The organism is Fructilactobacillus sp. YLN 2412 (assembly GCF_059488745.1).
The window spans coordinates 335,324-359,441 of sequence record NZ_CM183165.1 but is presented as its reverse complement, the minus strand read 5'-3'; the positions used below and the strand labels follow the sequence as shown (position 1 = coordinate 359,441).

The 24,118-nt window shown below is 34.3% G+C and carries 24 protein-coding genes, 2 tRNA genes and 1 riboswitch; of the genes, 11 read left to right on the top strand and 15 right to left on the bottom strand.

All coding sequences use genetic code 11. The features are described from left to right. Positions 1-181 precede the first annotated feature (181 nt). The 3 genes from serS to AC0GLR_RS01590 form a co-directional block, all read right to left on the bottom strand. On the bottom strand, positions 182-1,471 hold the full coding sequence (gene serS, locus AC0GLR_RS01600) for a serine--tRNA ligase (RefSeq protein ID WP_495605075.1): 1,290 nt from the start codon (positions 1,469-1,471) through the stop codon (positions 182-184). 246 nt (positions 1,472-1,717) lie between these two features. Beyond that, positions 1,718-2,356 carry a deoxynucleoside kinase gene (locus tag AC0GLR_RS01595; protein WP_495605074.1) on the bottom strand — a complete coding sequence of 213 codons (639 nt, stop codon included), beginning with the start codon at positions 2,354-2,356 and terminating at the stop codon, positions 1,718-1,720. Between the two features lie 81 nt (positions 2,357-2,437). Beyond that, positions 2,438-3,895, bottom strand: a complete 1,458-nt coding sequence (locus tag AC0GLR_RS01590; RefSeq protein WP_495605073.1) for an amino acid permease — start codon at positions 3,893-3,895, stop codon at positions 2,438-2,440. Positions 3,896-3,986: 91 nt separating this feature from the next. Beyond that, positions 3,987-4,159: riboswitch (Lysine riboswitch) on the bottom strand. A gap of 371 nt (positions 4,160-4,530) precedes the next feature. Between AC0GLR_RS01590 and AC0GLR_RS01585 the strand changes: the two genes are divergently transcribed. The 4 genes from AC0GLR_RS01585 to AC0GLR_RS01570 all read left to right on the top strand — a co-directional run bounded on the left by AC0GLR_RS01585 (position 4,531) and on the right by AC0GLR_RS01570 (position 6,276). Further along, entirely contained in the window at positions 4,531-5,376 is an 846-nt protein-coding gene (locus AC0GLR_RS01585; RefSeq protein WP_495605072.1) for an aldo/keto reductase, read from the top strand. A gap of 76 nt (positions 5,377-5,452) precedes the next feature. Next, positions 5,453-6,010 carry a cysteine hydrolase family protein gene (locus AC0GLR_RS01580; protein ID WP_495605401.1) on the top strand — a complete coding sequence of 186 codons (558 nt, stop codon included), beginning with the start codon at positions 5,453-5,455 and terminating at the stop codon, positions 6,008-6,010. Positions 6,011-6,070: 60 nt separating this feature from the next. Next, positions 6,071-6,144 (top strand) — tRNA-Asn (locus tag AC0GLR_RS01575). Between the two features lie 58 nt (positions 6,145-6,202). Then, positions 6,203-6,276: transfer RNA gene (locus AC0GLR_RS01570), tRNA-Asn, on the top strand. 152 nt (positions 6,277-6,428) lie between these two features. On the opposite strand, the gene AC0GLR_RS01565 is transcribed toward AC0GLR_RS01570, so the two are convergent. Further along, positions 6,429-7,094, bottom strand: coding sequence for a phosphatase PAP2 family protein (locus AC0GLR_RS01565; RefSeq protein ID WP_495605071.1), 666 nt, complete (start codon positions 7,092-7,094; stop codon positions 6,429-6,431). Positions 7,095-7,225: 131 nt separating this feature from the next. Here AC0GLR_RS01565 and AC0GLR_RS01560 point away from each other — a divergent pair, with 131 nt between their 5' ends. Further along, entirely contained in the window at positions 7,226-8,071 is an 846-nt protein-coding gene (locus AC0GLR_RS01560; protein ID WP_495605070.1) for a sulfite exporter TauE/SafE family protein, read from the top strand. After that, positions 8,071-8,475 (top strand): DUF1634 domain-containing protein, encoded by a 405-nt coding sequence (locus AC0GLR_RS01555; protein ID WP_495605069.1) that lies wholly within the window; start codon positions 8,071-8,073, stop codon positions 8,473-8,475. Before AC0GLR_RS01560 ends, AC0GLR_RS01555 begins: the two co-directional genes overlap by 1 nt. Before the next feature lie 21 nt (positions 8,476-8,496). On the opposite strand, the gene AC0GLR_RS01550 is transcribed toward AC0GLR_RS01555, so the two are convergent. Together AC0GLR_RS01550 and AC0GLR_RS01545 are read right to left on the bottom strand one after the other, a co-directional pair. Continuing rightward, positions 8,497-8,955, bottom strand: a complete 459-nt coding sequence (locus tag AC0GLR_RS01550) for a threonine/serine exporter family protein (RefSeq protein ID WP_495605068.1) — start codon at positions 8,953-8,955, stop codon at positions 8,497-8,499. Positions 8,956-8,965: 10 nt separating this feature from the next. After that, entirely contained in the window at positions 8,966-9,742 is a 777-nt protein-coding gene (locus AC0GLR_RS01545) for a threonine/serine exporter family protein (protein WP_495605067.1), read from the bottom strand. A gap of 155 nt (positions 9,743-9,897) precedes the next feature. On the opposite strand from AC0GLR_RS01545, the gene AC0GLR_RS01540 reads away from it, so the two are divergent. After that, positions 9,898-10,245, top strand: a complete 348-nt coding sequence (locus AC0GLR_RS01540; RefSeq protein ID WP_495605066.1) for a hypothetical protein — start codon at positions 9,898-9,900, stop codon at positions 10,243-10,245. Positions 10,246-10,397: 152 nt separating this feature from the next. Here AC0GLR_RS01540 and AC0GLR_RS01535 read toward each other — a convergent pair whose 3' ends face one another. The 9 genes from AC0GLR_RS01535 to helD all read right to left on the bottom strand — a co-directional run bounded on the left by AC0GLR_RS01535 (position 10,398) and on the right by helD (position 19,400). Further along, a complete protein-coding gene (locus AC0GLR_RS01535) occupies positions 10,398-11,291 on the bottom strand; it encodes a cation diffusion facilitator family transporter (RefSeq protein WP_495605065.1) in 894 nt (297 codons plus the stop codon). A 30-nt stretch (positions 11,292-11,321) separates the two neighbouring features. Next, positions 11,322-11,762 carry a nucleoside 2-deoxyribosyltransferase gene (locus tag AC0GLR_RS01530; RefSeq protein ID WP_495605064.1) on the bottom strand — a complete coding sequence of 147 codons (441 nt, stop codon included), beginning with the start codon at positions 11,760-11,762 and terminating at the stop codon, positions 11,322-11,324. Positions 11,763-11,776: 14 nt separating this feature from the next. Continuing rightward, on the bottom strand, positions 11,777-12,178 hold the full coding sequence (locus tag AC0GLR_RS01525; protein ID WP_495605063.1) for a hypothetical protein: 402 nt from the start codon (positions 12,176-12,178) through the stop codon (positions 11,777-11,779). Positions 12,179-12,198: 20 nt separating this feature from the next. Further along, positions 12,199-13,074, bottom strand: a complete 876-nt coding sequence (locus AC0GLR_RS01520) for an RluA family pseudouridine synthase (RefSeq protein ID WP_495605062.1) — start codon at positions 13,072-13,074, stop codon at positions 12,199-12,201. A gap of 137 nt (positions 13,075-13,211) precedes the next feature. Further along, the gene (locus AC0GLR_RS01515) at positions 13,212-13,511 is read right to left on the bottom strand and encodes a hypothetical protein (protein ID WP_495605061.1); all 300 of its coding nucleotides are present in this window, start codon (positions 13,509-13,511) and stop codon (positions 13,212-13,214) included. Between the two features lie 49 nt (positions 13,512-13,560). Then, a complete protein-coding gene (locus AC0GLR_RS01510; RefSeq protein WP_495605400.1) occupies positions 13,561-15,606 on the bottom strand; it encodes a heavy metal translocating P-type ATPase in 2,046 nt (681 codons plus the stop codon). A 23-nt stretch (positions 15,607-15,629) separates the two neighbouring features. Further along, positions 15,630-16,061, bottom strand: coding sequence for a CopY/TcrY family copper transport repressor (locus AC0GLR_RS01505; protein ID WP_495605060.1), 432 nt, complete (start codon positions 16,059-16,061; stop codon positions 15,630-15,632). 105 nt (positions 16,062-16,166) lie between these two features. Continuing rightward, the gene (gene coaA / locus AC0GLR_RS01500; protein WP_495605059.1) at positions 16,167-17,081 is read right to left on the bottom strand and encodes a type I pantothenate kinase; all 915 of its coding nucleotides are present in this window, start codon (positions 17,079-17,081) and stop codon (positions 16,167-16,169) included. A gap of 3 nt (positions 17,082-17,084) precedes the next feature. Beyond that, positions 17,085-19,400 carry an RNA polymerase recycling motor HelD gene (gene helD / locus AC0GLR_RS01495; protein ID WP_495605058.1) on the bottom strand — a complete coding sequence of 772 codons (2,316 nt, stop codon included), beginning with the start codon at positions 19,398-19,400 and terminating at the stop codon, positions 17,085-17,087. Between the two features lie 118 nt (positions 19,401-19,518). On the opposite strand from helD, the gene AC0GLR_RS01490 reads away from it, so the two are divergent. From AC0GLR_RS01490 to AC0GLR_RS01475, 4 genes are all read left to right on the top strand, one after another. Next, positions 19,519-20,178 carry a histidine phosphatase family protein gene (locus tag AC0GLR_RS01490; protein ID WP_495605057.1) on the top strand — a complete coding sequence of 220 codons (660 nt, stop codon included), beginning with the start codon at positions 19,519-19,521 and terminating at the stop codon, positions 20,176-20,178. A 9-nt stretch (positions 20,179-20,187) separates the two neighbouring features. After that, positions 20,188-21,453, top strand: a complete 1,266-nt coding sequence (hflX, locus tag AC0GLR_RS01485; protein WP_495605056.1) for a GTPase HflX — start codon at positions 20,188-20,190, stop codon at positions 21,451-21,453. A gap of 491 nt (positions 21,454-21,944) precedes the next feature. After that, the gene (locus AC0GLR_RS01480; RefSeq protein ID WP_495605055.1) at positions 21,945-23,270 is read left to right on the top strand and encodes an APC family permease; all 1,326 of its coding nucleotides are present in this window, start codon (positions 21,945-21,947) and stop codon (positions 23,268-23,270) included. A 154-nt stretch (positions 23,271-23,424) separates the two neighbouring features. After that, positions 23,425-24,084 carry an SDR family oxidoreductase gene (locus AC0GLR_RS01475; RefSeq protein ID WP_495605054.1) on the top strand — a complete coding sequence of 220 codons (660 nt, stop codon included), beginning with the start codon at positions 23,425-23,427 and terminating at the stop codon, positions 24,082-24,084. The last annotated feature ends 34 nt before the right edge of the window (positions 24,085-24,118 follow it).

Here is a 24,118-nt window from a genome sequence, read left to right as displayed (position 1 = left end):
GAAATAATCATAATTAATAAGCAGAGTGACTTTGGAAGCAATTTATAGTATAAAAATAGAATGCTCATTGCCGATATTATTTTGGCAATGAGCATTCTAAAAATTAATTTAATTTTTTGGATTTGTTTTTTAAATAATACAATTTGGTTCATTATAAAGTTTAAATTTTAATAATGAATTATTAAAATAATTCTTGTTTAGTTATTTTTTTCATTCCATGCATATATGGTTGTAATACTTCAGGAATATTTACTGATCCATCTTCGTTTTGGAAATTTTCCAAAATAGCAGCTACTGTTCTTCCCACTGCTAATCCAGACCCATTTAGAGTATGAATATATTGTAGTTTTCCATTTTCATCGCGATATTGAATATGAGCACGCCGAGCTTGAAAATCAGTCGTATTTGAACAACTTGAAATTTCACGATAACAATCTTGTGATGGCATCCAAACTTCAATATCATGAGTCATCGCAGCAGTAAAACTCATGTCGCTACTAGTAAGAGTAATAACATGATAAGGAATCCCTAATTTTTTAAGAGAGCTTTCAGCTTGGTGGGTAATGTTCTCTAATGCATCCCATGAATCTTCAGGTTTCGTAAATTGCACCATTTCTACTTTATTAAATTGGTGTAACCGGATTAGTCCTTTTGTATCTCTACCTGCACTTCCCGCCTCTGATCTAAAAGCAGGACTCAAAGCAGTGAACTTAACTGGTAATTTTTCACTTGGAATTACTTCATCACGATAAAAGTTAACCAAAGGTACTTCAGCGGTGGGAATCATCGTCAAATCACTGTCTTTAATTTCAAAACCAGCTTTATTTTCTTTGAACTTAGGAAACTGTCCAGTTCCAAACATCGAAGCTGAATTAACCATATAAGGTGGAATGATTTCTGTGTAACCGGCTTTATCATTTTCATCTAAATAAAAATTATAAACAGCTCGTTCTAACATCGATCCAGCACCTAAATAATAAACAAACCGGCTACCAGCAACTTTAGCACTACGTTTAAAATCTAAAATATCAAGATTTTCTCCAATTTCCCAATGTGGCTTAGGTTTGAAATCAAATTTACGCGGTGTTCCAACTTTACGCAATTCAACTGCCCCTTCTTCAGTTAAACTAACTGGAACTCCATCATGTGGAATGTTTGGCAAATGAGCTTCAAGATCATCTTGTTCAGCCTTAACTTGCTCTAATTGCTCATCAAGTTGTTTAATCTCTGATCCAACTTCACGCATTCGTTTGATAGTATCATCAGCATTTTCTTTATTCCGTTTTAATTGTGAAATCTGATCTGACACTTCATTTCTTTCGGCTTTCAATGATTCACTTTTTACAATTAAATCACGACGCTGATTATCTAATTCCATCAATTTATTGATGGTTTCTGCTTCGACCCCACGTTCAGCCATCTTATTTTTATACCAATCTACGTTTTGTCGAATCATTTTCATATCTAACATTTTTATTTCCTCCTCAAAAATAAACAAAAAGACCCTCGTCAATTGGGACGAAGGTCTTTTCGCGGTACCACCCAAGTTCCTGTAATTATCACAGGCCCTTAATTTTGATTAATAACGGAATCGCCGTGCAGGATTAACTGCCATTTTGCATACCGGAATTTTCGAATGATGACTCTCAGCAACGCCATCTCTCTGTATTTCTACTTATAAATATGCCTTTTCTTAATTATACAATAATTATTTATTTTAAACTAATACTTCTTTAATCTTTTCATCTAACATTTTTATAACCGCTTTTTGCGCTTTTTCATTTGCAACGAAATCATATTTATCCCCATCAATCTCTATTTTAGGCGATAAATCATATTTCTCATACCAAGAACGATAACGCTGATTTAATTCGTGATAATAATCATATAAACTAGCATCATTATCCAACTGTTCATATGAGCGACCTCGTTTTTTGATTCTTTTTAGCATCGTATCAAACGAAACCGAAATATAAATTAATAAATCAGGTGTCTTTTGAAACGTACTGTTTGGAATCTTCTGTAACATATTTTCTAACAAAGAGTCATAAGTTTGTACTTCAATGTCAGTTGACCGTCCTAAATCAGCATTAAGATGAAACAGTAACGAATCTTCAAAAATTGAGCGGTCCATCACGCTATATTTATTATTACTAGCCTCTTTAATACTATCAAGTCGTTTATTCAAAAAGTAAATTTGTAATAAAAATGCATATTTTTTTGGATCCTTATAAAACAAAGGTAGAATCTGATTATCATCTACTGATTCATAAAACGCTGGTGCATTTAGATGTTCTGCTAACAAAGTAGTTAGCGACGTCTTTCCAGCACCAATCGTTCCTGATAAAACTATCATTTGATTATCTCCTTTTAACGACATTCGTTTAACTCGCATTTTTAATTGTAGCATTAAAAATCAAAAGCTAGTTTATCTTTTTTACTTTTTGTTTTCATTTTCAAGATTAGCTGGAGACACATCAATTTCGTCTAACGGTATCAAATGAGTATGGTGAGTAAACTTATAAGCAAAGAATAAGATAATTACTAATGGAACACTAATATACGTGATAGCAATTTCAAACCAATTTCCATTAGCAAAAGCACCAATATCTTGACCAAAGATTACTACAATACATAGTATCAAACACATAATTGGTCCAACTGGGAATAAAGTAGCATGATATTCTAATTCATCTAAAGTATGACCCTGCTTAATAAAAGCTCGTCTGAAACGATAATGCGAAAGTGCAATCCCAAACCAGGCAATAAAACCAGTTAAACCAGAAGCAGCAACTAACCAAAGATAAATTTTGGGTCCTACAAAACTAGTTAAAAATGTTAACAATGCAATTACCGTAGTAGCTAATAATGCAGCTGCTGGGATGCCACGTTTATTTACTTTACCAAACAGTTTTGGTGCATATCCTTCTTCTGCCATAGAATACAACATTCTTGTCGAAGCATACATCCCTGAATTAGCAGAAGAAATCACAGAAGTTAAAATGACTGCGTTCATCACACTAGCAGCTGCCGCTAATCCTGCACGTTTAAATACAATCGTAAATGGACTAATTGCAACATCAGACGCCGAAGAACCTAACAAATCAGGACTGGTATATGGAATGATAGCAGCAATCACAAAGATGGCTAAAAAGTAAAATAAAATAATGCGCCAAAATACTTCATGAATTGCTTTAGGAACACTTTTATGAGGATCATCGGCTTCACCTGCTGTGATTCCAACTAACTCAGTTCCTTGAAATGAAAATCCTGCAACAACAAAGACACTAATAATTCCAGGAATCCCATTCACAAATGGAGCTTGTTTATAGGTGAAATTACTTAACCCAGTGGCATGTCCGCCCATAATCCCTAAAATAGTTAAAAAGCCAACTCCTAAAAAGATAAAAATCGTAATTACCTTAATTAACGACATCCAAAATTCTGTTTCACCAAAAGCTGAAACCGCTAAAATATTAATTGCAAAAATAATTGCTAACGCTCCTGCACTCCAAATCCATGCAGGCAGATGAGGGAACCAAAAGGCCATTACCAACGCAACAGTAGAAATGTCCACCGCAACTGTAATTGCCCAGTTAAACCAGTAATTCCATCCCATCGCAAATCCCATTGCTGGATCAACATACTTCGTAGCATAAGTAGAAAATGATCCAGAAACCGGAAGATTAGTTGCCATTTCCCCTAAACTAGTCATTAGGAAATAAACCATAATTCCCATTAAAATATAAGCAACTAAAGCTCCTCCAGGTCCAGCATTGTGTACTGCTGCTCCACTAGCAACAAATAATCCCGTTCCAATACAACCACCTAAGGCAATCATCGAAACATGACGTGATTTTAATCCACGCTTTACATGTTCTTTTTTTTCAGCCATCAACGTATCCTCCTATTTTTAAGTAAGCACTAAACTAAAAAAACTCTTCTGAATTAATCCAGAAGAGCCCACTAAAATACATTTAATTTCTAGTTTTAAAAGCGCTCCGTATTTTGCAATACGACAGTGTTTGATTTATTAAATCAAACCCCAACAAAATAGTTACCATTTATTTTGTTTCGGCAGCCTTCCCTTTTACAATCTGTCATCAACCTAGGAAGTCTCAAAATTGTTACTAATAAAAGCTGCGCCTCTTCTTAAATTTATTATTCAATTATCTTTAGTATAAGTTCTTATTAAAACGAATGCAATACTCTTTTATATTTCATGTGTACATACTTGTCATTAATTATTTATACATAATCATCAAAGATAAATTTATTATAATTAAGTTGTTACTTTCGTATCATAATAATTTACATATTCAATCAAAAAATTACAAACAAGGGAACAAAAAAATACTAGGTAACATTTTAATGCATGAAAAGTTAAATAAACCTTAGATACTTCAATAAAGTAAATATAAAAACAAAATAAAAAATCATCAAGATGTTACTTTATACTATTATTCCAAATCTGGTATATACTTGTGCCAGTAAAATCCAAGTAACCCATTCAGGAAAGGTCGAGTTAAAATGAATATATTAAATGAAACATACACTCTTCAAAATAATGTTAAAATTCCCAAAATAGGATTTGGGACTTGGCAAACTCCTAATAATATTGCAGCTAAAGCGGTTGAAACTGCAATTAATAATGGATACCGATTAATTGATACTGCAACTGTTTATAAAAACGAAGCTGGCGTCGGTGAAGGAATTAGAAATTCTAAAATTGATCGTTCAAAATTATTTTTAACTACTAAGTTGCCTGCTTCAGTTAAAACATACGATCAGGTAGAAATAGAATTTGAAAAAAGTTTAAAGAAACTAGGAACTGATTACGTCGATCTTTATTTGATTCATGCACCTTGGCCATGGAATGATATTGGTTCTGATCATTCTATGGAAAACCAAAAAGTGTGGCAAGCCATGGAAGAAATTTACAAATCTGGAAGAGCAAAAGCAATTGGAGTATCTAACTTCAATATTTCAGATCTAAAGAATATTTTTGATGTTGCTTCTATTGAACCAATGGTAAATCAAATCCAATATTATATTGGTTACACCGAACCAAATATAACTAAATTTTCTAAGGAAAATAATATTTTGGTTGAGGCATATTCACCATTGGCAACCGGAGATTTGTTAGATAATAAAATTATAAAAGGTATCTCTGAAAAATATGGTGTTTCAACTTCTCAAATAGCATTAAAGTTTATTATTCAACAGCATGTTCTTCCTTTACCAAAAGGCATTAATCCAAAACATATTAAGCAAAACACAGAGCTTGATTTTGAAATTTCTGACGAAGATATGAAAAAATTAAGTTCACTTAAAGATGTGGCACCAAATCACAACCATAATTTTACTCAAGGATAAAAATATAAAACGAATACCTTAAATTTAAGGTATTCGTTTTATATTAAAGGGACATCAAAAATAACATAGGAGGCTCATTATGAGTAAAAAAGCATTGTTAATTATTGATTATACAAATGACTTTGTAGCAGACAATGGTGCTTTAACATTAGGCAAAGCCGGACAAGACTGCGAACCAGAAATCATTAAATTAGCTGAAGAGTTTAAAACTAATGGCGATTTGGTTATTTTACCAACTGATGTACATCGCAAGGGAGATTCTTATCATCCTGAAACCAAATTATTCCCACCCCATAACGTACGTAATTCCTGGGGACGAGAGCTTTATGGTGATTTAAAATCGTGGTATGAAAATCATAAACACCTTGAAAACATTTGGTTCATGGATAAAACTCGTTATAGTTCATTTGTGGGAACTGATCTAGATTTAAGATTACGTGAACGTCATGTTGACACGCTTCATTTAGTTGGAGTTTCATCAGATATTTGTGTACTGCATACGGCAATTAGTGCCTATAATTTAAACTATCATCTAGTAATTCACGAAAATGCAATTGCTAGTTTCGAGTCTAAAAACCAACAATTTGCTTTAAATCATTTTAAAAATGCATTAGGAGCAAAAGTTATTAAATAATTTTAAAGTTTTTATTGACGACCATAGGAAGCCATGCTATGATTGTAAAAACTTAAATATTGACGTGTAGTTCAGTTGGTAGAAACACCTGACTGTTAATCAGGATGTCGCTGGTTCGAGCCCAGCCACGTCAGTTTCAAAATGATTCTTTTTTAGTTGTTTTGAATGACTTATGATTTAAAAACTAAATATTGACGTGTAGTTCAGTTGGTAGAAACACCTGACTGTTAATCAGGATGTCGCTGGTTCGAGCCCAGCCACGTCAGTTGCTAAAAAGATCAAATTCAAATGAATTTGGTCTTTTTTATATCGATGTAAAAACATTACTACTTCCTAATTCTCATTTAGATAAGAGTATAATAATAAATTATCGTAAACAAAAAGTGATAAATTCAAATGAATTTATCACTTTTATTATTTAATACAAAGAACGAATAAAAATTCGTCGCTCACTTAATTCTGGTGCATAACGTACATATAGATACTCACAAATTTGTAACCAGGTATAAGCAAAGAATGCTCCACCAATTACATCAGAAGGAAAATGAGCATTTAAGTAAATTCTAGAAACCATTACCAAAATAAGCCAAATTCCTAAAGCAGTTCGCATAATCCAAACACTTGATTCCTTTTTTAGCATTGGTGCCACTATAATCCATAACACACTAATAACAAAAAAAGTTCCAACAACGTGTCCACTAGGGAAACTAAAACCAGTATCTTTGGCTAAATGCATGCTTGGCCTAGGTCTCGATACAATGTGTTTTATTAAAAATGCAACTACATTCCCACTAACAATCAAAAATAGTGCGAAAAACGCTGGAACTTTGTAACGAAATCCCCACAATATGAACGCAATGACTAACATCCAAAGAATATCCATCTTCGGACTGGCCAAAAAGCTAATAAACGTGAAAATCTTCGTTTCAAAACCTGATTGACCATGTTGAACACTACCTACAATGACAGTATCCAAAAAATCAATAAATCCAAATCTCATTTTTACAGCTACTGCTAGCAAAACAGTTATAACTAATGAGATGCTTAACTTATAAGGACGACTAGGGTCCTGTTTAATTATCATATCGCTTACCTCCGCGAAATATATAATTAAAGTGTACCATAAATAGTTATTTTTAAATATAAGCGCTAGTAATCACAATAAAAATTTAATAAAATTAGTAGTATAAAATTAAATTAAAAGGGAGTTCCAATATGCTTAATAGTATTTTAATCATGCTATTTGTAGGAGTCTTTGTTGGTATTTTAGGATCAATTCTCGGTATTGGCGGCGGTATGATTATTACCCCCGTTTTAACACTTGGTTTTGGTCTTGATATTAAATATGCCATTGGTGCCAGTATCATTGCTGTCATTGCAACCAGTTCTGGTGCTACAATTGCCTATTTAAAAGATAATGTTTTAAATCTTCGGGTAGCCATGTTTTTAGAAATTGCAACCTCAATTGGAGCAATCGTTGGAGCATTACTAACAGGAGTTGTTAATCCTATCTTTTTATATATTATGTTTGGATTGCTTCTCTTCTTTTCTGGTGCAAATATGATTCGTAAATTACGTGGAAAACAGATTGAAACCAATGCCAACTCTGATGACAAACTGGCTCGCAAACTGAAATTAAATGGCTCATACTATGATAAAAACTTGAAAAAAAACGTTGACTATAAGGTTACTAATGTTCCAACCGGATTAGGAATTATGTTTGGAGCTGGAATTGCCAGTGGTTTGTTAGGAATTGGTTCTGGAGCTTTTAAAGTAATTGCAATGGATACATTCATGAAAATGCCATTAAAACCATCTAGTTCTACTAGTAATCTTATGATGGGTGTCACAGCGGCTGCAAGTGCTACTATTTATTTTTTTAATGGCTCAATTCTTCCACAAATTGCAGTTCCAATGGCTCTTGGTATTATTGTCGGAGCTGCAGTGGGTTCAAGAGTCATGCAAATTATGCCCTCCAAATTAATTAGAATCATTTTTATTCCTATCTTAATTTATCTAGGATTACAAATGATTCTCAAAGGATTTGGGGTGAGCATTTAATGAAACAAAATTCAGAAAAACAAGCATTCAAACAAAATCATGCACAATCTTCAATAAATCGGATTGAATATACGATTGGCAGTATTTTACGCTGGGGTGTAATAATTTCGGCAATCATTATGATACTCGGTCTGTTTTTATACATTATCAAAGATAGTTTGGGTTACCCAAAGGGATACTATGCTAAATCATTTTCCCAGATTATTACTGGAATTATCGAACTGAAACCTTATTCCATCATGATGCTCGGAATTTTTGCTTTAATATTAACACCAGTCTTACGAGTAATTGTTTCAATTTATTCCTTTTATAAAGAACATGACCGTCTATACGTTATTATTACTTCGGTTGTTTTGTTAATTTTAATTTTTAGTTTTGGTTTGGGACTATTTTTACACCTTTAATCAAAAAAGAAGAAAAAACGCTTATGCGCTTTTTCTTCTTTTTTTTAGATTTCGTTTTAGATAATTATATAACTGAATCACTAATTCTGATAGCAAGAATCCCATTGCTAGGGCTCCCGCAATCATCAAGACCTGCATCAAATAAAAGAACGCCAAATGCGGACGATTCATAGCTACATATTTCATAACTTGATAAGCTTGGCCTCCAGGAACTAACGGTACTAAAGCTGGGATATTAAAAATAATGACTGGCATTTTTTTATATTTAGCTGCTAACATACCACAAATACCAATGGTAAAAGCTCCAAACACGTTTGCACCAACATATCCCCCGATAAAGGTGAAATAGGCTAAATAAATCAGGTATCCAGCTACTCCTACCAATCCACCAAGATTTAAAGCTTTGGGTGAAACATTGATTAGGATTGCAAAACCTAAGGTAGCAACGTAAACCCCTAATATTACAATTAATAAATGCATTTAATTCACCCTACCCTAACCAAACTAATGACAAAGATACTCCAAATCCAAGAGCACACGCACAAATTAACGCTTCAATTCCACGCGCTGGTCCGCTAATCAAGTTTCCAGTAATCAAATCTCGTACCGCATTGGTAATTTGAACTCCAGGAACCAATGGCATGACCGAACCAATAATAATATTATCGGTACTCTGCCCTAAACCAAAGCGGACTGCTAAGATTCCCATGGCTCCAATAGCAGCTGCAGCCACAAATTCACTAATAAAACTTGCGTTAACTCGCGAAACAATCGCATGAAAAATCCACCAGCCTAACATTCCAACTAAGCAAGTGATAAGAAAATCATGAATATCATTATTAAATACCACCGTAATACAGCCGGATAATAAAGCTGCTGACAAAAGCATCATCCAGAATGGATAATAAAATCCAATGTGCTCGACCTTTTTTAATAAGCTATAAAAACGATCCAAGGATATTTTATGCGCAGCAAATTGCCGCGAAAGACGGTTAACTGCTGCTATTCGGCGTAAATCAAAATTACGCTTTTCAATTTCACTGATTTGTGCGCCAGCTTCATCGTTGGCGGAAATCATCAACCCGGTAATCGTTACATAAGCATGTAAATCATCTAAGCCTGCATTTTTAGCGATTCGCTTAATAGTATCTGACACTCGATTTAATTCGGATCCATTTTCAATTAAAATTTTCCCAGCCAATAGACAAGTCTGCACTACTTTATTTTTATATTCTCGTGAATTTTTGGGTTCATGTTTTTCCGCCATTTGACTCACCAGCTCTCTTTTGAATTATTCTTCCATATAAAACCTTACTATAAATAATCGGATTTTTAAACATCTTTAAAAAATCATTTTACGTATTAAGCAGATACCGCTATAATTAACATACAAGTTGCGTTTGAAACACAGGAGGAAATTGTATGAGTGATAATTTATCATTTAAAGATTTAAGTTCACAAGCACAGGAAAAAGCAATCAATGAATTCGTTCCATTTTATATTGGTCTACTTCGTAACAAAGAGTTAGACGTTATGACTACCTTTGATATGAATCATGTGATGGCAGACATCAATCGTACGATTTATACTGCTAGCAACAAAATCCCCGAAGATTTATACGAATATGTTATTAACTTTAACAACGATGACTATCACACTTTAATGAGTGAATTACCACAAACTTACTTTGATAATGGTAATCCAACTACTAACTGGAGTGAGTGGTACGTTGCTGAAACTAATAAATTAGATCCAAATGCTACTCTTTAATAAAATAATAAATTCAGCTTATTTTTAAGAACCTATTCGATTGAAAAATTGAATAAGTTCTTTTTTTATTGAAATATCAAAAAAGATTCCAGTTAAAAATTAAAGACATAATTTTTAACTGGAATCTTTTTTCCAAAATAATCTATAAATTTCTAAATATCTTTATCTTTATCATAGAAAAAGTCTTCATCTTCGCCATGGGTAGTTTCCGGCTGAATCGTAACATGGTCAATGCCATATTTTCCTTTTAATAACTGATTAATCTGATCATAGATATGTTGTACTTGATTAAGTTGCATATTTTTCATATTTACATGAGCCGAAAATACGATACTATTTTCATCCACCATCAATGCATGCACGTGATGGACGCTAGTAATACCATCTATCTTCAATAAATCATGATTAATTCCTGCGTAATCAAGTTTTGGTGCACATTCCATCAAGATAGCAATTGTTTGATGCAGTACTGGCCAACTTTCCCACAAAATATAGCAAGCCACTAAAATAGTAATAAGGGGATCAATAATGGTCCAATTAAAAAGTTCAATCAAAATTCCTCCAACAATGATTCCCATTGAAGAAAGCGTATCACTTAATAAATGAAGATAGGTGGCTTTCATATTTAGATTATGCTTTGCACCACTACTTAGTAGCAATGTTGAAAGCAAATTAGCAACCGTTCCAACTACTGCAACCACTAACATGACTAAGCCATTAATTTTTTCTGGATGCTGAATCCGATCAATGGCGCCAAAAATTAAGAAAATTGAAAGAATTATTAAAAAAATTGCGTTAAAAAGTGCTGAAAGAATTTCAGCTCGCTTAAATCCATAAGTATTAGTCTTCGTTTGTTTCCGTTTACTAATCACATGCGCAACATAACTAAATATAATTGATAACGAATCACCTAAGTTATGGACTGCATCCGACAATAACGATAAACTCCCAGAAAGAATCCCACCGACAAATTCAAAAACAGTAATCAAAGCATTTAACACCGTTACTTCTAAAAAGCGTCGCCCAGATAATTGTTCCTGATCCATTTCAAAGTCTCCTTTTTACAATCGACTTCTCTAAATAAACTCACCATCATATTCATTAGCTGGCATTTTACTAAAATCATATTTTTCTACATCTTCACCAGTTTTTAAATAAGCATGCAGGCTTTCAGAGATCATTAAATTAACAGTATTGTCCTTTTGTTGAAAAACCACAACTGGCTTTCCCATTTGAACAGCCGCACCAATTTCATAGGCTGTTCCACTATCAACATTATCACCTACAAAATCAATCACAGCAACTACTGCATCAGCTGCTTCAATATTTTCAATGTCGCGTTGATAAATTTCTTTAGCCCAGGGTTTAGTAAACTCTTTATTTTTTGCCTCTTGGTGTTTACGGGGTGAATAAAAATCAGCTACCGTGGGGTTATTAGTAAGTGCTTTTTCCACTACTTCAATCCGTTGAATTTGTTCTTCACTAAAAAACGGACTCGCTAAATAAATTTGTGCCATTTCAATTCTCCTTATTAATCTTCAACAATCCGCCAGTTGCCTTCGCCAGCTTTGGCAATTTGATTTAAAAAGTGTAAAACGTTCTCTGCTCGACTCTTATCATGTTTAGCTAACAAGTTTAAACCAGTTCCGGTATTCATCGGCTGACTCAGATTAAAATCGCCTTTTGTTCCTAAGATTCCTTCTGAAAAAGCCATTACTGTTTCACCTGTTTTAATTTTAGTAACTACAAAAAACAACGTAAAATCGTCATCTTCCGTCATATAAACCGGCATTGCCCAAATCCCATCGGCAATCTCATCCATTTGGTATTCCATGAATTTATAATCTTTATGATTTTCCTTAGTAACTGGCGTCTTTAAAGTAAACATCATCTTATCAAAAGCCGAGTTACCAAGTTGTATATTATCTTCCAAGGATTTTCCCCTTTCGTTATTTATACATATTTTAGCATATCAGCAGGCACCGCAGCTTTAAAACTTAATTCTCGTTTTTGAAATGGATCATAAAATTGTAACGAAATCGCATGTAAAGCCTGCCGTTCAATTCCTTGATTCATAGGCCCGTGATACAGTTCATCGCCTAACAACGGATGCCCCGCATCAGTAAAATGAACTCTAATTTGATGAGTACGACCGGTATGTAACTTAACTTCGAGTACAGTAGCAGTTGCAAGTCTATTTTTTACCCAGTATTCTGTTTTAGCGTCCTGCCCATCTAAAGTTACTTCACGAGCAAAATTATTACCAACTCGTCCAATCGGCAAATTAATCATCCCGTGATCGGATTTTACCCGTCCTGCAACTACGGTTAGATAACGTTTATCAATCTGATGGTCTGCTAATTGTTGGTTAGCATAACTATTCGCAAGTCGATTTTTAGCTACCAATACTAATCCACTCGTAAACCGATCCAAACGTGTAATTATATGTGGGCGTAAATCACTAGCGTGTTCAGAAACTAAATGCCCTTTAATTCGATTTACTAACGTATCAGTTCGATTAGAAGGTCCCGGAACGGTCGTTAATCCGGCTGGCTTATTAACTATCATCCAGTTATCATCTTCGTAAATAATCTCTATCGGCTGATGACTGATTAAGACATTTGGATCAGCAGTTTCTGGGGGAAACACAACCGTTAACGTTTCACCACTACTTATCTTTCTTTGCGGGGTAATCTTTTGATCATTAATTTTAAAACTATCATCACAATTTTTTAAAGCAGAATACATTCGATGACTAACACCATGCCTACTCAAAAATTTTTTTAATGACATCTCGCTTTGCGTTTCATTTTTCCATTTAACTTGCATCAAGACACCACCTTTTTACGGTTTAAGCATGATAATTCTTTTTAATTTTATCAGACAAATGCGACTGCAACAAGATTTCTAATTAGGGTATAAAAAAATCCGATAACAAAAATGTCATCGGATTTCCTTAATATAAATTAAGATTGATCATCAACTAATCCTGAAGTAATCAAATAGTTATAAGCATCAGCTGCTTTTTTATATTCATGTTCCTTCGAACCATTCCAATCTTTAGAAATTACCATCCCGGTATCTGAAATATAGTTCGTAAAAGCACGGACAGCAACTACATCATCAGCTTTGGGTGTAGCTTTGACAGCCTGTTGCAAACCATCAGTTACGGTTCCTAAAATATCAGCATCAGTAGTATTTTTATTAACCGTTAATCCAATTTGTTCAGCATCTTTTAGTAGTTGTGAATAGGTTTTATTTTCCATGTTATTAACTCTCTCTCTAATAATAGTTTATTTTCTATTATAACCTTAATCACTCTTTTTTCATATGCAGAGTTAAGGCGTTTACGGCTACAATGACAGTCGATAATGACATAATAATTGCACCAACTGCTGGTGAAAGAATGATCCCCCAAGGTGCTAAAATCCCAGCAGCTAAAGGCATGGCAATAATGTTATATCCAGCTCCCCACCACAAGTTTTCAACCATTTTACGATTAGTGGCTTTGGCAAGGTTAATGAAATCAACAATATCTTCTGGATCACTTTTTACCAAAACAACATCAGCTGAATCGATGGCAACGTCAGTTCCAGCACCAATTGCTACTCCAATGTTAGCCCGAGATAAACTAGGAGCATCGTTAACTCCATCTCCAACCATCATGACATCGTATCCTTTAGCTTGATATTGTTTGATAATTTTTTCTTTGTCACTTGGAAGTAGCTGTGCTTGATAAGCAATGTCTCCAAGTTCATGAGCAACCCGTTTAGCAGACAAATCATTATCACCAGTTAACATTACCGGAATCAAGTGCATCTTGCGAAGATTTTTAATTAATTCAAATGACTGTGGTCGAATCACATCTCCTTGAGCTACCACTCCTAGAACCTGATTATCACTAATTAAATAACTAACTGAATTTCCAGCACTCGCTAATTGATTAAATTGATCAATATCATAACTAATTTGATGTGATTTTAGGTAGTCAGCTGTCACAATCAAATAATCTTTACCGGAAATTGTACCTTGTAACCCAACTCCTTGAATAATTTGAACGTTAGTTGCTGATGTAGGTTGAATACCATCCTTTTTAGCCTGATTTAAGATTCCTAATGCTAATGGATGACTCGAATTTAATTCCAAATCAGCTAAGATCGTTAAAACTTCTGTCTTACTTAAATCAGAAGTCGTTTCAAGGGCATTAACGTTAAACACTCCTTCAGTCAAAGTACCAGTTTTATCCATGAAGACATAAGAAAGTTTTTTAACTCTTTCAATTGCTTGACGATGTCTAATCAATAATCCATTTTGAGCAGCAATTGATGTACTACGAGCAACCACTAGCGGGATTGCTAAGCCAAGAGCATGGGGACATGCAATTACCAGTACTGTAACCATCCGTTCCAAGCCATAACTTAACCCACTAACAATTGTCCAAACAACTAATGCTAAAATCCCAATACTTAAAGCTCCATAAAATAACCATCTTGAAACGTAATCAGCCATTGTTTGTGCTTTAGATTTCTCTTTTTGAGCTGATTCAACTAACTTAATTACCTGTGCCAAATATCCATTGGATCCAGTTGCTGTAACTTTTTCGACTAAGCTGCCGTTACCATTAATGGATCCACCAATCAATTTACTACCAGGCTTTTTTGTTACTGCTTTTGATTCCCCAGTTACTAATGCTTCGTTGACTGCACTAGTACCTTTCACAATCACACCATCAGTTGGAATTTTTTCTCCAGCTTGAATCAAGACTTCTTGACCCACTTGTAATTTATCCAGCGGAACTGCTTTTGTTGATCCGTCTGGTAACAATAAATGAGCGGTATCGGGAAGTAATTCAGCCATCTTCTTAACAGCACTTCCGGCATTCATGACAGCACTCATTTCAATCCAATGACCTAGAAGCATGATTACAATCAAACTTGCTAGTTCCCAAAAGAAATTCATAACATGAGCATCATGATTAACAAAAGTATTGATAATAAATGAATAAACACTGTAAACATATGAAACACTAATTCCCATCGTAATCAATGTCATCATTGCTGGGGCATGATTTTTTAATTCTTGTTTTGCACCTTTAAAAAAAGGTTCGCCACCATAGAAAAATAAAATTGTAGCCAAAATTAATACAATCCATTGTGAACCGGGAATATCACGCTGATATGCAAAGGTAATTCCCATTAAGGGAGACAACAACATAATGGGAATTGCTAAAATTAAAGAAATCCAAAAGCGACGTTTGAAATTTCCCATATTCATCATTTGTCCACCACCCATGTCCATTGATCCACTGTGGTGCATCTGCATTCCATTCATATCACCATGATTTGAATGAGACATATTCATCTTTTTCAAAAATATCACTCCTCTTAACTACATTCTCCATTAGGTAAACAATTACAATCGATTTTAGTGGGTGACGTCTTCTTCTTTTGGATTAAAAGACGTTCTAGTTCATCCAAATCACTTTGTGTCATCTTTGTCTTTTTAACTAGATCAATAATTGACTGTCCTTTTTTCATAGCACAAAGTCTAGAAAATAATTCTTCTGCACTTTGATTCATAGCTGCTTGTTCTGCCACTATCGGAACATATACAAAATGACGTTCAACTTTTTTACTTCGTAAAAAACCTTTTTTGGTTAATCGAGTTAACAAAGTCTTAATGGTGGAATCTTTCCAGTCAGATTCACACTGTAAGTTGTCGATAATCTCGCGTGTTGTACAAGAACCAAGCGACCAAACAATCCGCATCACATTCCACTCTGCGCCAGTCACACTTTCATTCTTATTTGTCATCATTGTTCACCACCATCGTTTACAATTGTAAATACAAATCATATTATAGTTTACAGTTGTAAACGATGCAAGTAAAAAAGAATGAACTGAAAAGTTCATTCTAAAAAATTAATATTTGCGTAAATATATTTTATCAATCGCATGACTTTGACCCTTATGAATTATGACATTAGCTCGATCTCTTGTTGGTAAAATATATTCATTCAAGTTAGGAAGATTAATCGTCTCCCAAGCTTGCTTAGCCATTGCAATTGCTTCATCTGGTTCGGATTTAGCATATTTATAAAAATAATTTTTGGGATCTGTAAAAGCGGTTTCCATCAGTTTCTTAAATCGATTCAAATACCATTCTTCAATCAAAGTGGAATCAGCATCAATATAAATGGAAAAGTCGGTAAAATCACTTACATAAATATTTTGTCCCGCAGGAATCTGCAAGGTATTAATGCCTTCAATAATCAAAACATCTGGATTAGTAATAATATCAAATTGATTCGGAATAATATCATAAACTTGGTGAGAATAAACTGGTGCTTTGACTTCTGATTCCCCAGACTTGATTTTTATCAAAAAATCAATCAATGCTTTCATATCATAACTTTCTGGAAAACCTTTTCGCTCTAGAATTCCTTTTTTTTGCAAAGTTGCAGTTGGATACAAGAATCCATCAGTTGTAATTAATTGAGTCTTGCGATTCGGTAGCAAGTAGTCAAAAAGATATTTCAATAATCGAGCCGTAGTTGATTTCCCAACCGCTACACTGCCAGAGATACCAATAATAAATGGCACTCGAAAGGGCTTTCGTTGTAAAAAATCGCTCTTTTTAGTTTGCCATTGCCGATAACTATCCAATGCCAAACTAATATAATGTACCAACGGCATATAAATTTTAGTTACATCTTCTAAAGAAACTTGATCATTAAAGGCTTTTAAATTTTCTAAATCAGCTCGAGTAATCGGATTTAAATTAGTGGGATAAAACTGTTCCCATTTATTTTTGTCATATGCATAAAAATTATCCAATTTTCACTCCTTTATTAGGCGGTAGTCATCCTTAGGAACTTTAGCAAATAATGGCGATGGCTTCCCTATTGAAATAATGTCTAAACGATGCATTGCTCTTGTACAAATTGTATAAACCAATTTATCATCATTTTGATCTGGATAGTTGGTGGCAGATCCATCCCACATTATTACAGCATCAAATTCAAGTCCTTTAGCTAAGTATGCTGGTACTACAATCACACCATTTACTAGTCTTTGATTCTCGGTTTGTATCAGGGTTGCTTGAATCCCACGATCTTGTAATTTTTGATAAACATCCTGACATTCTCCCAGAGTTTTACCAATGATGGCTGTAGTATCTTTAACTTCATTATTTAATTGGAGTTGTTTAGCTAACACCGTAATTCCTTGTTTTTCATCGTGAACCACTGTGATAACTGGTTTTTCTCCAGTACGTGCATATGCTTCAATATCTCCACCATCAGGAATCAGATACTTAGTAAAATCTGTAATCTGCTTGGTAGAACGATATGACTTCATAAGGTTAATCACTTTAATTTTTTCAGGATCAAACATCTGCTTCAAATCTTCCATTATTGTATGGTGATTTTGATGGGTAAAGATTGCCTGATTTAAATCTCCTAACAAAGTAAACTTAGCGCGTGGAAAATTCCATTTCAAATATGCTAACTGAAATGGAGTGTAATCTTGAACTTCATCAACAAAAAGATAACGCATCTCTGTATCTGGACGCTTTCCAGTCACTAAGTCAAAAAGATATAGATAAATTGAAACATTAGTCATACTAATGTGACCAGCTTTAAACCGCTCAATGGTTTGCTCTACACTTTGTTGCCATTCAGTTTCGCTAATTCCCCATTTACTTAAATCAGTCATCTTAGGCACACTGCGCAATAAGTTTACAAATTGACGATTAATACTAAAAAAGCGATTTTTCATAATCTGAACTCTAACTTTTTTAAAAGCATCCGTCACAATTTGTTTTGCTAAAAAGTTATATTCTTTATCGCTATCTTCAATTTTTTCTCCATACTTCGCATATAACATTTGTAACTGTTGTTTTGATAGACTTTCAATTGTTTCTTCAACCCAACGTTTCTTCATTTCACTACTAATATGTCGATTTAAGATCTTTAATAATTTTTCTTTCGTTCCAGTAAGTCGATTACGCAAGTTATAATTTTCATTAAAACTATAATAAATTTGTTCAATTTCTTGTTTCGAAATGAATACCTTACCTTGAAACATAATATTTTTAAACTGAATATCTGATTGATTCAAGTGATTAGCGTAATCTGTCACTAATTTGAAAAAGTCCAAACTATTTTTAAAATCTGCAATATTTCGTTGCTTAATATCTAAATTTTCATCGAATCGCTGCTGAACAGTTTCCACTTCTAAATGGGGTACTCTACGATTAATAAACTGATAATAAGTCATCTGCACCATATTTTGTTCGCCAAGTTCGGGCAAAACCTGGTTAATATAGTCATTAAATAATTGGTTCGGTGAAAACAAAATCAGCTGTCCTGGATTTAAATTACCGCGATAGCGATAAAGTAAATAAGCTACTCGTTGTAGAACCGCTGCTGTTTTTCCAGAACCTGCTACTCCTTGAACAAACAAAAGATCAGAACTAGTATCTCGAATAATCGCATTTTGTTCCTGCTGAATCGTAGCTACAATACTCTTCATTTTGGTATTGGATTGATGCCCCAAATTTTCTAGCAACACCCGGTCACCAACTGCTTCATCCGTGTCAAAGACAGTTTCAACCACTCCGTCTTTAATTTGAATTTCACGTTTTAAAGTTACATCAACTGTCTGCTTACCCATTGGCGCGTTATAAGTCATTTTCCCCATACCGCTGTCATAGTAAACGCTACAAATTGGCGCTCTCCAGTCGTAAATCAAATAATTATCTGGATGCTCTGGATCTGTGAACGAAGCTAACCCAATATAGATTTTTTCTGGATTTTGCTCTCCATCTTCTTTCAAATCAACTCTAGCAAAATAAGCATTTTGATCTAGCTTTTGTAATGTTTCCAAATCGCGAGTTGCAGTTTGCCAGCGATTCTGTTTTTGCGACAACATTTGTTGCTGTTGTCGCACTGAGACCCCTGTGTCCATCTGACCAGCATAAGTGCTGGTTTTAATGCGAACATCATTATAAAAGTTTTTTTCTAAATCTTTTTGGCCGGTCTTTGCTCGCTTAATTATCTTTTCAGTTTGCCGTTCGGCTATCCCAATTTGATCTCGAACAAAATTCAAATGTTTTTGTTCATATTGTTTCATTGCTTCATTCGACTCGCTCATCACGCACCTCCAACTCGTTAAACTCGATTAATCATTCTAACATACTTACTGCACAAAGACGACGATAACAAAAGGAATGTGATAAAATTTAGGAAAAAGCACACGAGGAGGAATTAAGATGGATGGAATTAATTTATATTTCGTACGTCACGGTCAAACTTTTTTAAACCGTTATCAAAGAATTCAAGGATGGGCTGATTCAGGATTAACCTTGAAAGGGATAAACGAAGCCATTAACGCTGGAAAAGCACTTTCAAAAATCAAATTTGATCAGGCTTACAGCAGTGATACAAAACGGGCCAGTCACACTGCTCACATTATTTTAAAAGCAAATCCGTCAGAAATTGAAGATGCAATTCAACGACCTTCATTGCGAGAAGAAAACTTTGGTTATTTTGAAGGAAATGATGCTGCCCAAGCTTGGAATATGATTGGCGGACCACATGGTGCTTTTAACTATGCTGAAATGATTAAAATGTTTGGAATGGAAAAAACACGTGATAGGATTGCGGATGCTGATCCATATGGAGATGCCGAAAATGATCAAAAATTTTGGGGACGGTTGCAACCTGGTTTAGATGAAATTGTTGCAACTGCACTTAATGGACAAAATATTTTAGTCGCTGTTCATGGTACTTTGATTCGTAGTATTATTAGTAAATTTAGTGATCTTGATATTACAGAACCAATTTTAAATGGTAGTGTTACCAAAGTAGTTTACAAAGATGGTAAATATAATGTTGAATTTTACAACAAAGTTTCAGATATTAACTCCTAAGGAGACCTAATGGAAAATAAAACCACTCCAGTAATTACAATTGGCTTAAATGTCAATAATTCTCATTTTGATTACTCAATGGAAGAATTACAAAATTTAGCATCCGCTAATCATATGGAATCAATTGAAACTGTGGTACAAAAATTAGATCATCCAGATTCCGGAACTTATTTTGGTAAAGGAAAAATTGAATTTCTTGCCCAATTAATCCAAACCACAGATGCTGATACAATTATTGCAAACGACGAACTGAGTCCTAGTCAGATTAGAAACATTGAAAAAGAAACTAATGCGACTGTTATAGATCGAACCGGTTTAATCTTGGAAATTTTTGCTAATCGTGCTCAAACTCGGGAAGCTAAACTCCAGGTACAAATGGCAAAGTTAAAATATCAGCTTCCCCGTTTACGAACTAGTACTAGTCAACGACTTGATCAGCAATCTGCTGGAAGTGGATTGGCAAACCGTGGTTCTGGAGAAACCAAAATTGAATTAAGTCGCCGAAATATCGAACATCAGATTGATCACGTCCGCCGTGAACTAAAAGAAATTGACAAATCGCATCAAACTCAAAGTAAGCGACGGAAAGAATCCGATCTAAAAACAGTTGCCTTAGTCGGATATACTAATGCTGGTAAATCAACTATCATGAATCAACTGGTAAAAAAATTTGGTGAAAACGAAGACAAACAAGTGATGGTAAAAAACATGCTGTTTGCCACCTTGGACACTAGTGTCCGTGACATTAAAATGGCTGACAATAAACACTTTCTTCTTAGCGATACAGTCGGATTCGTTAGTGATCTTCCTCATCAGCTAGTACAGGCTTTCAAGTCAACGCTAGCTGAGGCTGCCAATGCTGATTTGTTAATTCAAGTTGTTGATTACTCGGATGAAAACCAGGAATTAATGATGCAGACCACAGAAAAAACTTTAAAGGAAATTGGGGTTCCTAATCTGCCAATGATTAAAGTCTTCAATAAAGCTGATTTGGCTGGAGCTTCATTTCCTAGTCATGAGGGTGATAACTTGATTCTCTCTGCCTTGGACTCACATTCAATTGATCTATTAATTAGTGTGATTCTTGAAAAACTTTTCAACGATTACGTAACCACGACTTTTTTAATTCCTTTTGATCAGGGAGATTTAACTTCAACTTTTAATGAAAAGTTTGCTGTCCAAGAAACAAAATATACTGAAAACGGAACTGAATTAACTGTGAATCTTCCCCAAGCTAGTGCTAAACGTTATTCTAAGTACGAAATAAAAAAATAAAATTAATCGTTGACAATTAAACATTAGGCATTTAGAATATTGTTAATAACTTAAAGAAAAAATTTAAGTAATGCTTCTAAGAGAGTCTGATTCTTTCTGTAATTCAGATGTTGCATCTTAATTAGCCGCTTTAAGTTTTTCAACTTAAAAATTAATTAAAAGTGCTTTTACAGTTTGTAAAAGAATCTGGGTGGAACCGCGCTTTAGCGTCCCTGACAATTATTTGTCGGGGGCGTTTTTATATTTTTAAGTTGTATGTTTTTAACTGTATATTTAGTAACATTTTTGAAGAAAATTTAAGTTAGGATTCTTAAAGAATTAGTTTGTTGCGATTATGCTATCCTAGTTTAATGGAAAACTTCAATTGATTAATTGAATAGTTAGATTTTAAAGTGCTTCTACATTTGTAGAAGAATTTGGGTGGAACCGCGTTTTAACGTCCCTGGCAAGTTTATTTGTCAGGGCGTTTTTTATTTAAAGGAGGAACTATCATGGAAAAACCACATAAAGAAGTTGAACTAAATCGATCACTTGGTCTTTGGTCGGCACTTTCATTAGTAGTAGGAACCATCATCGGAGTTGGAATCTTTGTTCGTCAAGCTGCCGTAATTGATGATGCTGGATCACCAACTGCTGCATTATTAGCATGGTTAGCAGGAGGATTACTTACTCTAGCTGCTGGTCTCACAATCGCTGAACTAGCTTCACAAATTCCTAGCACCGGTGGACTATATGCTTACATGGAAGAAATTTATAACAAATTTTGGGGCTTCTTATCTGGCTGGATGCAGATTATTGTTTATGGTCCTGCCATGATTGCTGCTTTAGGTTCTTATCTTGCAATTTTATTAGGTGATTTTTTCCATATTAATCCCTTTTGGAACATTCCAATTGCAATCAGTGCCGTCTGTTTAATTGGTTTATTAAATGTTTTCCCTAATCGTTACGGAGCAGCATTTGCAATTATAACCACCATCTGTAAATTAGTTCCTGTTGCTGCATTAATTATTTTTGGACTTTTCTTTGGTCATGCCGATGCCCTTTCTCAAAGTATCAATCATGTCCACACCACTGCAGGTGGTTTTGGAATTGCTATGTTAGCAACTTTATTTGCCTTTGATGGTTGGATTTTAGTTGCTAATCTAGGGGGCGAAATTAAAAATCCTAAAAAAATGCTACCACGGGCAATTTCATTGGGAATTATTATTGTTATGATCGCCTACTTATTAGTTTCATATGGAGTTTTGAAGAGTATTGGGGGCGAAAAAGTCCACGAACTTGGAACTGCTGCTATTCCATATATCGCACAAAAGGATTTTGGAGTACTTGGCGGGAAAATCTTAAGTATTGGAATTATTATTTCCATCGTTGGTTGTATGAATGGAAAAATCATGACATTTCCAAGAATTATGTATGCAATGGCCAAAGAAAAACAACTTCCCTTTGCTAAACAGCTTTCATATCTTAATGAAAAAACTAGAACTCCAATTTTTTCTATCATGGTTACATTGGTAATTGCTGGAATTATGATTTCCTTTTTTGATGCTGATCGACTTTCAGAATTATGTATTTTTACAATCTACTGTTTCTATGTAATGGCATTTGTTGGGGTCTTCATCTTACGAAAACGTAATCCTAAGCAACAACGAGTTTTCTCTGTCCCATTGTTCCCATTTGTACCTCTTGTTGCCATTGGCGGATCACTCTTTGTAATCATTTCAGAAATTATGTCTGATCCAATCGGAGTTGTTTGTTCATTAGGAATTGTAGCTCTAGGAATTCCCGTTTATTATTTCGAAGTAATGCGTAAAAAATAAAGTATAAAAAAAGTTATCGTTAATAACGATAACTTTTTTTAATCGCACTTATTTTTAATAGTACTCGTAATTCTAAGACTGATAACCCGTTTCACTAGAATTCATTTTCAGTCACCTTTATAATGAAACAAAACGAATGAAAGAAGGAATAATAATGAAAATAATGATTATTGGTGGATCCGGACGAGTTGGAACTGCCTTAACAGAAGACTTTGCTAAAAATACTGATGATGAAATCATGGTGGCAGTCGCACATCCTGAAAAAGTAACTCAGTTTAATGATTTTCCTAACGTAAATGTGATTAAATTTGACTTCGCTAACCTTAAAATTGCACAAATCACAGATATGTTAAAGGGGTATGATGCAATCTACTTCGTAGCTGGTTCACGTGGTAAGAGTCCCGTACAAGTAGATAGCTTTGGTGCCATCAAAACGATGATTGCAGCACAAAAAGCTGGCGTGAGTCGTTACATCATGTTAAGTTCTTTTGGCGCTTTACAACCAGATCAATGGATTGGTAACCCTAAATATGGTAGTTTACAAGCCTATCAGGCAGCGAAATTCATGGCTGATCATTATTTAGTTCATGATACTGACTTAAACTACACTATTTTGCAGCCTAGTTCACTAACAGAAGAATCCGGAATTGGAAAAGTAGCTTTAAACGAAGATGAAAAAAGTACTGAAAATCCAATCCCAGATGTAGCTGAAGTTCTCTTTCAAATATTGAATAATAAAAATACCTATAAAAAAGTTATTTTAATGCACAGTGGAACTACTCCAATTAAAACTGCTTTAGATAATTTGAAATAATCTTCAATCAAAAAGGATCGCTAGCTTAATCAGC